This window comes from Nostoc sp. (assembly GCF_036917155.1).
Classification (GTDB): Bacteria; Cyanobacteriota; Cyanobacteriia; order Cyanobacteriales; family Nostocaceae; genus Nostoc.
This window is the reverse complement of record NZ_JBALDZ010000016.1, coordinates 31,892-44,938: the sequence shown is the minus strand read 5'-3', so window position 1 is coordinate 44,938 and position 13,047 is coordinate 31,892. Positions and strand designations below refer to the sequence as shown.

At 43.6% G+C, this 13,047-nt stretch carries 10 protein-coding genes and 2 pseudogenes; 10 read left to right on the top strand and 2 right to left on the bottom strand.

Annotated elements, in window-relative coordinates; genetic code table 11:
• Positions 1-459, top strand: a pseudogene (locus V7K67_RS02305) (hypothetical protein); the annotation flags it as partial.
• A 210-nt stretch (positions 460-669) separates the two neighbouring features.
• On the opposite strand, the gene V7K67_RS02300 reads toward V7K67_RS02305, so the two are convergent.
• Entirely contained in the window at positions 670-1,614 is a 945-nt protein-coding gene (locus V7K67_RS02300) for an NAD(P)-dependent alcohol dehydrogenase (protein WP_335165112.1), read from the bottom strand.
• Between the two features lie 198 nt (positions 1,615-1,812).
• Here V7K67_RS02300 and V7K67_RS02295 point away from each other — a divergent pair, with 198 nt between their 5' ends.
• Positions 1,813-2,157 (top strand): element excision factor XisH family protein, encoded by a 345-nt coding sequence (locus V7K67_RS02295; RefSeq protein ID WP_335165114.1) that lies wholly within the window; start codon positions 1,813-1,815, stop codon positions 2,155-2,157.
• Between the two features lie 61 nt (positions 2,158-2,218).
• Here V7K67_RS02295 and V7K67_RS02290 read toward each other — a convergent pair whose 3' ends face one another.
• A complete protein-coding gene (locus V7K67_RS02290; protein ID WP_334733378.1) occupies positions 2,219-2,797 on the bottom strand; it encodes a Uma2 family endonuclease in 579 nt (192 codons plus the stop codon).
• A gap of 1,217 nt (positions 2,798-4,014) precedes the next feature.
• Between V7K67_RS02290 and nifB the strand changes: the two genes are divergently transcribed.
• From nifB to V7K67_RS02250, 8 genes and pseudogenes are all read left to right on the top strand, one after another.
• Positions 4,015-5,460: a nitrogenase cofactor biosynthesis protein NifB gene (gene nifB / locus V7K67_RS02285; RefSeq protein ID WP_334733377.1), complete on the top strand. Its 1,446-nt coding sequence runs from the start codon at positions 4,015-4,017 to the stop codon at positions 5,458-5,460.
• Between the two features lie 148 nt (positions 5,461-5,608).
• Positions 5,609-5,965 (top strand): 4Fe-4S binding protein, encoded by a 357-nt coding sequence (locus V7K67_RS02280; RefSeq protein WP_335165110.1) that lies wholly within the window; start codon positions 5,609-5,611, stop codon positions 5,963-5,965.
• A 30-nt stretch (positions 5,966-5,995) separates the two neighbouring features.
• Complete coding sequence (gene nifS, locus V7K67_RS02275; protein ID WP_334733375.1) at positions 5,996-7,210, top strand: cysteine desulfurase NifS; 1,215 nt, start codon at positions 5,996-5,998, stop codon at positions 7,208-7,210.
• A gap of 116 nt (positions 7,211-7,326) precedes the next feature.
• Entirely contained in the window at positions 7,327-8,226 is a 900-nt protein-coding gene (nifU, locus tag V7K67_RS02270; protein WP_334733374.1) for a Fe-S cluster assembly protein NifU, read from the top strand.
• 318 nt (positions 8,227-8,544) lie between these two features.
• Complete coding sequence (locus V7K67_RS02265; RefSeq protein WP_334733373.1) at positions 8,545-8,901, top strand: globin domain-containing protein; 357 nt, start codon at positions 8,545-8,547, stop codon at positions 8,899-8,901.
• A gap of 318 nt (positions 8,902-9,219) precedes the next feature.
• Positions 9,220-10,113, top strand: a complete 894-nt coding sequence (nifH, locus tag V7K67_RS02260; protein ID WP_334733371.1) for a nitrogenase iron protein — start codon at positions 9,220-9,222, stop codon at positions 10,111-10,113.
• Between the two features lie 155 nt (positions 10,114-10,268).
• Positions 10,269-11,207 (top strand): annotated as a pseudogene (locus V7K67_RS02255) (nitrogenase component 1); the annotation flags it as partial.
• A 74-nt stretch (positions 11,208-11,281) separates the two neighbouring features.
• Entirely contained in the window at positions 11,282-12,688 is a 1,407-nt protein-coding gene (locus V7K67_RS02250) for a site-specific integrase (RefSeq protein ID WP_335165107.1), read from the top strand.
• The last annotated feature ends 359 nt before the right edge of the window (positions 12,689-13,047 follow it).

Here is a 13,047-nt window from a genome sequence, read left to right as displayed (position 1 = left end):
GAAGGTGACTTAAATATTGTTGGTAATGACACTATTAGTTCATTAAGTGTACCACCAAATACAGTGGTACGTGTGTGCCAAAATGAAACTGGTGGACTATGCCGTGAGTTTAGTGCTGGTGATTATAGTTATGTTGGAAATGACTTGGATAACATAATATCGTTTATCGAGGTTAAACCTTCCTCCACGCCGTCACCACAAGTTAAGGTCTATAGAGATCCGAATTTTGGTGGAGTTTCCCAATCTTTTCCGACAACTCCAGGAGTATACAAAGCTAACGAAGGTGACTTAAATATTGTTGGTAATGACACTATTAGTTCATTAAGTGTACCACCAAATACAGTGGTACGTGTGTGCCAAAATGAAACTGGTGGTCTATGCCGTGAGTTTAGTGCTGGTGATTATAGTTACGTTGGAAATGACTTGGATAACATAATATCGTTTATAGAGGTCAAGTAGTACCAAATTTGCAAAGACAATTTGGGATGTTCCTCTGTCCCACCTACTTACTCACCTCACAAGCCATCTGTGCCGCTTTTTTAGTCTGTTGACTGTTAACGCTCATTCACCAGTATCTGCAAGTCTGCCTTTTGAACCAAAGCCTCACTCCAGAGGTAGCGATGCTTTGAATAACATCATTTCGGCTGACTTGCAGAGCTTTACTCGCAATCAACTGGAAACTGCGATCGCAATTTTCCCCACTGCACGCCCAGTTTCGCTATAACTATGAGCCACCGCTAGTTCTTGTAAGGGATATGTGCGATCAATCACCACACGAATTTTACCGGATTCAATCAATTCTTTCAGATAAACCAAATCCTTGGCGTTAGGCTTTTCAAACACCGATTTGGCTTTTTGACCCGGAAGGAACGCTGTTAAGACGATCTCTAAGAAGACTTTCGGGCTGGGTACGGTGGTGATATAAACTCCGTTGGGTTTGAGAACTCTTTTGATTTCTGAGAGCGATCGCTTACCCACTGCATCAAAGATAATGTCATACTGGGCTGTATCTTCGGCAAAATCTTGCTGCGTATAATCAATCACGCGATCTGCTCCCAAAGATTTCACCAAATCCAAGTTTTTAGTACTGCTAACTCCCGTCACCACTGCCCCTAAAGCCTTAGCAATTTGCACCGCAAAAATCCCTACACCACCCGCAGCGCCATTAATCAACACAGTTTGTCCTGTTTGAATATTTCCCTGATTTCGCACTGCTTGCAGAGCCGTGAGCGCTGCTAAAGGCACAGCCGCAGCTTCTTCATAAGATAAATTCGTTGGTTTGAGCGTCGCCAAGTTTTCGGGGATAGCGGCAAATTCGGCATAACCTCCTCCAGGGAAGCTAGTACTGCCGTAAATAGCATCTCCCGGTTTAAAGCGCGTAACCCCAGAGCCAACCTCTACGACTTCTCCCGCCACATCAAATCCCAGAATCTTCGGAAATTTACTGCCGATAATCAAACTCAACATCCCTTTGCGGATTTTCCAATCAATAGGATTGACGCTACTAGCACGAACTTTCACAAGTAACTGAGTTGGCTCAATTTTCGGCTGTTCCACATCTTCATAGTGCAAAACTTCAGTCGCACCATACTGATGAATAAGCACTGCTTTCATTGTATTCCTCCTACTACCCTGTTTTCGTGAATGAACTTAGATAGCTTATGACTACAGTGTAGCGATGTCTACGCATAACACTTAACGAAGATGCTAGGCGCTCCTAAAATATAAATATCAGTCTAAAACTACACCTGTATGCTAGCTAGAGACACATACCATAATAGTGTCAAAAATGCTTTGATTAAAGATAAATAGATAATTACTCATGACCCACTGACTCTTAAATTTGGTAAAAAAGATTTGTATATTGATTTAGGTACTAGACAACTGTTAGCGACGCAAAAAGCAGAATCTAAAATTGCAGTTGAGATTAAAAGTTTTAGCGGTAGATCGGATGTTGATGATTTAGAAAAAGCGTTGGGTCAGTATATTTTATATCAGGATATATTGATTGAATCGGAGCCAGAACGAGTGCTATATCTTGCAGTACCTAACAGAGTTTTTGATGATTTGTTTGAAGAACCCATCGGCAAACTTTTGCTGAGAAATCGGTTTCGTCCACCGGAGTTAAGACCCTACACAGGCTATGCAGTTGCTTAAGGTGCGTAGGCGCAGCCCGTCGTAGACATCGCTCTTTAAAAGTTAACACGGAACATTCTCTTTATTCTTCAGTGCTAAATACAACACCTTCATACAGCAATTCAATTGGGCATTCAAATTCAATGCTCGATAGAGTGACGATATCTCCAGCCGTGTAGGGATAGTAAAGCCACATCCTACCCTCACCCCGACAGTAACGCTCAACGGAGATTTGTTCCGAGTCAATCAAGATATATTCTTGCAAACTGGGGATTGTCAAATAATAAGTGAATTTTTCACCCCGATCTTTAGCGCTTGTACCTGGCGAAAGAACTTCAGCAATCAGCTGGGGATGTTGAATAAATTTGCGGGCATTGAGGTCTTGAGGGTCGCAACTGACAATAACATCAGGATAATAGTAGCGACTCTGGGGAGTGAGTTGCATTTTCACATCTGACACATTCACTCGACAACCTCTGGAATGTAAATGAGGGCGTAAGGCAGTGTACAAGTTTAGTGCAATGTCGTTATGGGGGATTGTACCGCCTGTCATGGCAAATACTTCGCCATTGGCATATTCGTAGCGAATGTCTTGCTGAGGTTCCCATTCCAGGTATTCCTCAACGGTCATTTTTGGCGGCTCTTGGGGGATGGCTATCATAACTCAGATTTTTTCACGGTTGGTCTGATTGTAGCTAAATGACACTCTGATTTTTCACGGTATCGATGAAAAGTGCTGAGTTCCGAGTTCCGTTAGCGGTAGCGGGGCGTTTAGCCCGTGCTGAGGTAAAACCTCTCTCTAAATCTCTCTCCTAGAAGGAGAGAGACTTTGAATTTTACCCCTTCCCGCGACGAGTTGGAGGTTAGGGGATTAGGTTTTTCGTTAAGGTTTGTAGTGAGCAATTCAGAAAATTCATTGCGATCGCTCAATCATGTTAGATTATAGTTTGTTGTTTCTCTCAAACACAAAATCCCACAGTTTCCTACCCACCTCCTCATTGTGGGAATGAAAAAAAGAGTTAAAAGTTAAGTTTTTTGAAAATGATATGCAGCAACACACCTATTTTCATTACCTCATATCGCCGATCAGACAAGACTTACAACCACAATTGAATATACTTGTCAAAGCAAAAATTAAAAAAATATGAATTGCATTTTTACCCTCAAAAAAATGATATGTTAGATACAGAATTGAATTTCGCACGTTTCTGGAGTAGAACGATGTGAACTACTCCAGTTTTTCACCCTCAAACCCTTGACATTGATTGCTTTTGACGGAACTTGAGGGCAATCTGAGTACACATTTAAACAACCCAAACCCAGTTTTAAGTTAGTTAAAGTTCTTGCTGGAATTGGGTTTTAGCTGAGTACAAAGAAATCCTGAACCCCTATCTATAAACACTAGAACCCCAACCAAAAAATACTAGAACCCCTACCTGAAAAAAACTTTTTTAATTCTTGTAATGCTTGCAGAATTAGGGTTCTTATTGTTTGAGTACAAGAGTAATAAATCCAATAAATTCTATCCTAGAGAGACGCAATATCTGGCTGGGAGATGGCTGCTATAAATCTTATATCGCCAATCACTTAACGCTCTGAAACAAAACGAAGCGAAAAGTGAGTGGAGGGATGACATAGCACCATGCCTGAAGTGAAGAGAAGTCGCGGCTGTAAGCACCAATTCTACCCAAGAACCGAACGTTGACACACACCAGCCGAACATCAGATATCTATTGCCTGCCTGACTTGCAAACAAGTCGCCCGAACCCAAGGGTTTGCAGGTAGTGTGGAAGACGCGACTTCAATTCTGGGCATGAAAGAGTAGCAACAGCATCTCCCACAGTGGCAGCCAAGTCCACCGACCTTTTGCGAAATTCAATGACATCACCGTCTACACGACTCCTCAACTCTAACGCTACGGAATCGCCAACCCAAGCAAAATCCGGTGGTTGCGGCTGCGACAGCAACAGCAGCGCCACCGTGGAAAGAGACGAAAAGCTCCAAGAACGCATTGCTAAACATCCCTGCTACAGCGAAGACGCTCATCACCACTACGCCCGGATGCACGTTGCAGTTGCTCCAGCTTGCAACATCCAATGCAACTATTGCAACCGCAAATATGATTGCGCTAACGAAAGCCGTCCTGGAGTAGTTAGCGAATTGCTAACACCAGAAGAAGCTGCACATAAAGCTTTGGTCATTGGTGGTAAGATTCCCCAAATGACAGTTGTGGGAATTGCCGGCCCTGGCGACCCTCTGGCGAATCCAGAAAAAACTTTCCGCACATTTGAGTTGATTGCAGCACAAGCACCAGATATTAAGCTGTGCTTATCAACTAATGGTTTAATGCTGCCAGATTACATCGATCGCATTAAACAATTAAATATAGATCACGTGACGATCACCATTAACATGGTAGATCCAGAGATCGGTGCTAAAATTTATCCTTGGGTTCACTACAGACGCAAGCGTTATAGAGGCATTGAAGGCGCGAGAATCCTCCACGAAAGACAGATGGAAGGATTGCAAGCCCTGAAAGATGCTGACATCTTGTGTAAAGTTAACTCTGTAATGATTCCCGGAATTAATGACCATCACTTAGTCGAAGTGAATCGAGTCATTCGTGAGAAAGGTGCATTCTTGCACAACATCATGCCATTGATTTCTGCACCAGAACATGGCACACACTTCGGTTTAATCGGTCAACGCGGCCCCACACCCAAAGAACTGAAAGAAGTTCAGGACAACTGCTCTGGTAACATGAAAATGATGCGCCACTGTCGCCAGTGTCGTGCCGATGCAGTCGGATTGTTGGGAGAAGACCGCAGCCAGGAATTTTCCAAAGAGAAATTCTTGGAAATGGCTCCCGAATATGACATGGAACAACGCGCTACTGTTCACGAAGGAATTGAGAAGTTTAAAGAAGAACTTAAGGTAGCCAAAGATAAGGCGCTAGCCAGTAAGAAAATTGCCAATAGTCCGAAAGTTCTCGTTGCAGTAGCAACCAAAGGCGGCGGATTAGTTAACCAACACTTCGGTCATGCGAAAGAATTCCAAATTTACGAAGTGGGTGGGAACGAAGTTCGCTTTATCGGTCATCGCAAAATTGACCAATACTGCCAAGGTGGATACGGCGAAGAAGCTTCCTTTGAGTATATTATGAAAGCGATCGCAGATTGCAAAGCAGTTTTAGTCTCCAAGATTGGTAACAGTCCTCAAGAGAAATTGCAACAAGCCGGAATACAGACTGTTGAAGCTTACGACGTGATTGAGAAGGTTGCTTTGGAGTTCTACGAGCAATACGTTAAGGAATTAGGGAATTAGGAATAGGGACAGGGGATTAGGGACTGGGGACTAGGGACTGGGAATTAAGGAAGAATTTTCCCAGTATCCATTACCCATTACCCAGTACCCAGTACCCAATCCCCAGTACCCAATCCCCAGTACCCAATCCCCAAAAGGAGAATAAATCATGGCTTACAAAATTCTTACTAGCCAGTGTATTTCCTGCAATCTCTGTCTAACGGTATGTCCGACAAATGCAATTAAAGTGGTTGACGGACAGCACTGGATTGACCCTGAACTTTGTACAAACTGCGTTGGTAGCATTCATACCATGCCTCAGTGTAAAGCTGGTTGTCCCACCTGCGACGGTTGCGTTAAGCAGCCTAATGATTACTGGGAAGGCTGGTTTGCCAATTACAATCATGTAGTTGCTAAATTAACAAATAAACAAGATTACTGGGAACGTTGGTTTAAAAGCTATTCTCAGAAATACTCCGAACAGTTGCAAAAGCGTCAATCCCAATCAGTGGTATCTGAAGCTTAAATAATTCGTAATTCTTAATTGAAGACAACAATGCAAAATAACTGCATCTATCTTGATAATAATGCTACCACTAAGGTAGACCCAGAAGTTATAGAGGTAATGTTACCTTACCTCACAGATTATTACGGCAATCCCTCCAGTATGCATACCTTTGGTGGGCAAGTCGGTAAAGCAGTGAGAACAGCAAGAGAACAACTTGCAGCCATTCTGGGAGCCGATGAGTCAGAAATTGTCTACACAAGTTGTGGAACTGAGGGAGATAACGCGGCGATTCGAGCCGCACTGTTGGCGCAACCAGAAAAGCGACACATCATCACCACCCAAGTTGAACATCCAGCAGTACTCAATGTCTGCAAACAATTAGAAACCCAAGGTTACACTGTCACCTATTTATCAGTAAATCATCAAGGGCAGCTGGATCTAGATGAACTAGAAGCTTCCTTGACGGGTAACACCGCCCTGGTGACTATTATGTATGCTAACAATGAAACTGGCACGATTTTCCCGATTGAGCAAATTGGGTTGCGCGTCAAAGAATCTGGCGCTATCTTCCATGTAGATGCGGTGCAAGCAGTGGGAAAAATCCCCTTAAATATGAAGACTAGCACCGTGGATATGTTAACCTTATCTGGTCACAAGTTGCACGGGCCGAAAGGAATTGGTGCTTTATATATCCGGCGCGGGGTTCGGTTCCGTCCCTTTATGATTGGGGGACACCAAGAACGCGGACGGAGGGCGGGAACAGAGAATGTTCCAGCAATTATCGCCTTGGGCAAAGCTGCGGAACTAGAACTGTTACACTTAGAAGAAGCGATCGCAAAAGAAAGAAAGCTGCGCGATCGCCTCGAACAAACTTTACTCGCTAAAATTCCCGATTGTGTAGTTAATGGTGACATAACGCAGAGATTGCCAAACACCACAAATATCGGCTTCAAGTATATTGAAGGTGAAGCTATCTTACTATCCTTGAACAAATACGGTATCTGTGCATCTTCCGGTTCTGCTTGCACCTCCGGTTCTCTGGAACCTTCCCATGTTCTTCGGGCAATGGGCTTACCCTACACAACTTTGCACGGTTCCATTCGCTTCAGTCTTTGTCGCTACACAACCGTTGCCGAAATCGATCGAGTGATAGAGGTAATGCCCAGTATTGTAGAACGTTTACGCGCCCTCTCACCCTTCAAAAATGATGACGCGGGTTGGCTGCAAGAACAAGAGCAAGCATTGCTGGGAGTTAGGAGTTAGGAGTTAGAAGTTAAGAAGTAGCTTTGGCTGACTATTAATCATTTCATAACTCATCACTCCTCACTCTTGCTCATAACTCATCACTCCTAACTCATCACTCTTAACTAATAAAAGTTATGTGGGACTACACCGATAAAGTATTAGAACTGTTTTACGATCCCAAAAATCAGGGAGCAATCGAAGAAACGGACGAAGTTGGAGTTAAGGTTGCAACGGGTGAAATCGGTAGCATTGCTTGCGGCGATGCTCTGAGATTGCACCTCAAAGTAGAAGTAAAATCTGATAAGATTCTAGATGCTCGCTTTCAAACCTTTGGTTGTACTAGTGCGATCGCATCTTCTAGTGCATTAACCGAAATGATCAAAGGTTTAACCTTAGATGAAGCCCTAAAAGTCTCCAACAGAGACATTGCAGATTACCTGGGTGGTTTACCAGAAGCAAAGATGCATTGCTCTGTCATGGGACAAGAAGCCCTAGAAGCCGCTATCTATAATTATCGTGGCATACCTCTAGCTACCCACGATGATGATGATGAAGGCGCATTAGTTTGCAGTTGCTTTGGCATCAGCGAATCTAAGATTCGCCGCGTGATTTTAGAAAATCATCTCACGGATGCTGAACAAGTAACAAATTATGTGAAAGCTGGTGGCGGATGCGGTTCCTGTCTGGCAAACATTGATGATATTATTAGATCAGTTCAACAGGAATACGCCTCACCTGCTCTCAACAATTACGGCGTAAAAGTTGCCACAGAAATTGTTACGTCTAAAGAGCGAGCACTAACAAACGTCCAAAAGATTGCTCTAATTCAAAAAGTTCTCGATGAAGAAGTCAGACCCGTACTCATTGCAGACGGGGGAGATGTAGAACTCTATGATGTCGAAGGCGATCGCGTTAAAGTTGTACTGCAAGGTGCTTGCGGTTCCTGTTCTAGTAGTACAGCAACTCTGAAAATTGCGATCGAAGCCAGATTACAAGATCGTGTCAGCAAGAGCCTTGTAGTCGAAGCAGTTTAGGAATTGCTGTAGGACTTAACGTATTCTACAAATACGCCCTAATATGCATTCAGCCAGGAACAGAAAGTAGGATTTGAATTGAATCATTGTCTCCACTCAATGCTTCATCCCAATTCGCCAAAAGAAAGATACAGATTCAAATCTAACTTATCTTTTTTACGAATTACGTAGACACCCGAAGGATCGCTCCCCCCAAGGTATTACGAATTACGAATTGGTATCAGTCCTATCACTATCACGGCTAACAGCATATAGGCTGCATAGATTAAGCGCCTACTTGCGAATTTCATCATCTAACTCGCTTCAAAGGAACAGAATATGAGTACATTGTACGACAACATTGGCGGACAACCAGCTATTGAGCAAACAGTAGATGAACTCCACAAACGCATTGCAGCCGATAGTACTCTCAACCAGTTTTTTGCTGGTATAGATATGACCAAGCAACGTAATCATCTAGTTGCCTTCTTATCTCAAATTTTTGAAGGGCCAAAGCAATACGCAGGTCGTCCAATGGACAAAACCCACGCTGGAATGAATTTACAACAACCACACTTCGATGCGATCGCCAAACACCTGAGTGAAGCGATGGCTGTGCGGGGAGTGTCACCAGAAGACACCAAAGCTGCACTAGAGCGCGTCACAAATGTAAAGGGCGCTATTTTGAACAAGTAATAGGACTGACTCATTGATTGTTGACAAATAGCTAAGTCAAATCCTACTTACTCTTTACAGTTGAAACACATTATGACGTATTTGTAAATTGCGTAATTTTCTTTGTTCTTTGTCAAAACAAATGACAAAGGACAAAGGACAAAAAGAAAAAAATTTAACCAGGAAATATATGTACTTGCTTTCGATCATTTTAGCTGTGGAGCGATCGCCACCGGTGACGTTCTACATCCCCTCACTGCTGTAGCTCAACAAGCGTGAGTAGCCCAAAGACAAACGAAAAAGACCCACCAACCAACCAATTGCAGGGAAACACGAACAATGACAGAAGAAAAGATTAGACAGATAGCTTTCTACGGTAAGGGCGGTATCGGTAAATCTACCACCTCCCAAAACACCTTGGCAGCTATGGCAGAAATGGGCCAACGCATTCTGATCGTTGGTTGCGATCCTAAAGCTGACTCCACTCGTTTGATGCTGCACAGCAAGGCTCAAACAACTGTTCTTCACCTCGCCGCAGAACGTGGTGCAGTAGAAGATATCGAACTCGAAGAAGTAATGCTAACCGGTTTCCGTGACGTTCGTTGCGTAGAATCTGGTGGGCCAGAACCCGGTGTAGGTTGCGCCGGTCGTGGTATTATCACCGCCATCAACTTCTTAGAAGAAAATGGTGCTTACCAAAACCTAGACTTCGTATCTTACGACGTATTAGGTGACGTTGTGTGTGGTGGTTTCGCAATGCCTATCCGTGAAGGCAAGGCACAAGAAATCTACATCGTAACATCAGGTGAAATGATGGCGATGTATGCTGCTAACAACATCGCTCGTGGTGTTCTTAAGTATGCTCACACCGGTGGCGTGCGTTTGGGTGGTTTGATTTGTAACAGCCGTAACACAGACCGAGAAATCGAATTGATCGAAACCTTGGCAAAACGGTTGAACACCCAAATGATTCACTTCGTACCCCGTGACAACATCGTTCAACACGCAGAATTGCGCCGGATGACTGTTAACGAGTACGCACCAGAAAGCAACCAAGCTAACGAATACCGGACATTGGCTACCAAGATCATCGACAACAAGAATCTAGCTATTCCTACACCCATCGAAATGGAAGAACTAGAAGAATTGTTGATTGAATTCGGTATTCTCGAAAGCGACGAAAATACTGCAATGCTGGTTGGTAAGAGTGCTGCTGAAGCTCCCGTAGTATAATTCGCTGCTAAGAAATAACGCTTTAGCACAAGGAAAAAGGAAGAGTTTCATATCTTCCCTTTTACCTTTTACTCTCCCCCTTACATCCCCCCTAACCTTAGAGGGGACTCCTAGTCCCCCTATACCCCCATCCTTAAGACTCACAGAGACTAAGTATGACTCCTCCAGAAAACAAAAACATCATCGAAGAAAGAAAAGAACTAATTAAAGAAGTTCTCAGTGCTTATCCTGAAAAAGCTGCTAAAAAGCGCGAAAAGCACTTAAACGTATACGAAGAAGGTAAGTCCGATTGCGGCGTTAAGTCTAACATCAAATCCCTGCCTGGGGTAATGACCGCTCGTGGTTGTGCTTACGCCGGTTCTAAAGGTGTGGTTTGGGGCCCTATTAAGGACATGATCCACATTAGCCACGGGCCTGTAGGTTGCGGTTACTGGTCTTGGTCTGGTCGTCGTAACTACTACATCGGCACCACAGGTATTGATACCTTTGGTACCATGCACTTCACCTCTGACTTCCAAGAAAGAGATATCGTTTTTGGTGGTGACAAGAAACTTGTCAAGCTCATCCAAGAACTTGATGTACTTTTCCCCCTCAACCGTGGTGTTTCCATTCAATCTGAATGCCCCATCGGTCTAATTGGGGACGACATCGAAGCAGTTGCTCGGAAGACATCGAAAGAAATTGGCAAGCCAGTTGTACCCGTTCGTTGCGAAGGCTTCCGGGGTGTTTCCCAATCTTTAGGACACCACATCGCTAACGACATGGTTCGTGACTGGGTTTTCACCAGATCCGACCAAGCTAAGAAAGACGGAACACTTCAGTTTGAAGGTACTCCTTATGATGTAGCCATCATTGGTGACTACAACATCGGTGGTGATGCTTGGGCTAGCCGCATCCTGTTAGAAGAACTCGGCTTGCGCGTAGTCGCTCAGTGGTCAGGTGATGGCACCATCAACGAAATGTTGATGACCCCCAATGTGAAGATGAACCTCATCCACTGTTACCGGTCGATGAACTACATCAGCCGTCACATGGAAGAAGCTTATGGTATACCCTGTACAAAGTATGATTTAATATCTTGTGATACCAAGATTTAGTCCACATCTGACTTTGCTCAATTTAAACATTGTTCTAAATGGACTAAATTTTAAGACACATTTAAGACACAATGAAAAGCAAGGGACAGGACGTTTTTGAGGATTTCACTCCACCAGCATCTACCGATGGCAGCTATCTAGGAACGCAGAAACACATGAAGGCTACTCGGCAGCATCTGGAACGCAAGTTTGAGAAAGGTTTGGCAGACACTAGGGCCCGTCTAAAAGCCGCTAAGGTCAAAGTGGGTTTGGTCGTGGCACGGGATACTATCCAATTGCAAGCATCTCTACCAATCAAGCCGGGCGATCGCGACACGAAAGGAACTGGTTTTAAGCAGTACAAGATTTCGCTAAACATCCCTACAAGCTTGGACGGGTTGAGAACAGCAGAGGAAGAGGCAAACGAGCTAGGCAAGCTGCTCGCCCGTAAACAGTTTGAATGGACTGACAAATATCTGGGTAAAATCGCTAAGGTCAGCAACAGATCCCAAACCCTTGGTGATGTTTTAGAAGAGTTTGAAACTGAGTATTTCAAAACACGCAAATTAACAGAAAAAAGCAAACACACCTTTTTCTATTACAAGGAGTATTTACGGCGATTGATTGGGCTAGATACTTTATTGACTCAATCGGAGATTGATAAAAGATTTGCAGAGTTGACGGGAGACTCTGCCAAATACAGCGCCGTTAAATCGCTGAAAGTTTTAAAAGCAACTCTTAATTTAACTAGTTTCACTCTCGAACACTTTAAAGCTACACAACCCAAAAGTCAGGCTAGGGACATTCCCAGTGATGAGGATATCATCAAATATCAGGAATCTTTTCATCATTATTCTTTGACTAGAAGCCTAACAATCAAAAAGAGTTGTTTGGACAGTTGGAAGATGTGGGAATGGGTATATGGAATGCTTGCTACTTATGGACTACGCCCAAGAGAACTGTTTGTAAACCCTGAAATTGGTTGGTGGTTGAGTCCTGAAAATAAAGATAATACATGGAAGGTTCACCCAGATACTAAGACTGGTTATAGAGAAGCTTTACCGCTACATCCTGAATGGGTTTACTTGTTTGATTTAAAAAACGTAGAGTATTTGGAACTTTTGAAAGCTCAAACTGATGACAGAACTAGTTTTACAGATATCAACAATATTCGGGTTAACTGTTCATCATGGTTTAGGCGCGTAAATATTCCGTTTACGCCCTATGACTTACGCCACGCTTGGGCGATTCGAGCGCACATGATGGGCATTCCAATTAAAGCTGCTGCTGACAATTTGGGGCATTCTGTAGAGATTCACACTGAGATTTATCAGAAGTGGTTCAGCTTGGAGAACCGGAGGAAGGTAATTAAGCAGGCAGTAGATAAAAAGGATGACATGGATATGTTGATACAGGAGAATGCACGACTAAGGGCTGAGGTGGAATATCTCAGGCAAGCTCTGGCACGGCATCAAATCAGTGAGGTTTTGTCTAGTTAACTCACTGCAAAGTGTGGTTTATTAGCAGAGGTGCATCTCTATCTGTTTAGCTTCTGAAACTGTTAAACTAGCGCCGATACATTTTTGGGCAATATATTAGATAAAAATGGCTATTTTTTGGGAATTTTTGTTAAAAAATAGCCAGTCAAAAAATTGTCTACAGTTGCTAAAAACGGCATCCAGAGCGAGTTTTACCCTCCTACAGTTTCGTCTACACCCGTAGAGAGTGTAGACGCACTCAACCCGCACTGTAACCGCACTTGTCACCGTTGATCGAGGCAGTGTAACCGCTCTTATTACCGTCAATCGTGGCACACAAGGCGCACTTGTCACCGTCTGTTGTTGGGGTGTAGGTCAAC

What these genes read in the sequence shown, in the direction of transcription:
- nifB (WP_334733377.1), top strand. Translation starts at nt 4,015, where the DNA reads ATGACATCACCGTCTACACGACTCCTCAACTCTAACGCTACGGAATCG.
- V7K67_RS02290 (WP_334733378.1), bottom strand. Translation starts at nt 2,797, where the DNA reads ATGATAGCCATCCCCCAAGAGCCGCCAAAAATGACCGTTGAGGAATAC.
- V7K67_RS02265 (WP_334733373.1), top strand. Translation starts at nt 8,545, where the DNA reads ATGAGTACATTGTACGACAACATTGGCGGACAACCAGCTATTGAGCAA.
- V7K67_RS02300 (WP_335165112.1), bottom strand. Translation starts at nt 1,614, where the DNA reads ATGAAAGCAGTGCTTATTCATCAGTATGGTGCGACTGAAGTTTTGCAC.
- nifS (WP_334733375.1), top strand. Translation starts at nt 5,996, where the DNA reads ATGCAAAATAACTGCATCTATCTTGATAATAATGCTACCACTAAGGTA.
- nifU (WP_334733374.1), top strand. Translation starts at nt 7,327, where the DNA reads ATGTGGGACTACACCGATAAAGTATTAGAACTGTTTTACGATCCCAAA.
- V7K67_RS02280 (WP_335165110.1), top strand. Translation starts at nt 5,609, where the DNA reads ATGGCTTACAAAATTCTTACTAGCCAGTGTATTTCCTGCAATCTCTGT.
- nifH (WP_334733371.1), top strand. Translation starts at nt 9,220, where the DNA reads ATGACAGAAGAAAAGATTAGACAGATAGCTTTCTACGGTAAGGGCGGT.
- V7K67_RS02250 (WP_335165107.1), top strand. Translation starts at nt 11,282, where the DNA reads ATGAAAAGCAAGGGACAGGACGTTTTTGAGGATTTCACTCCACCAGCA.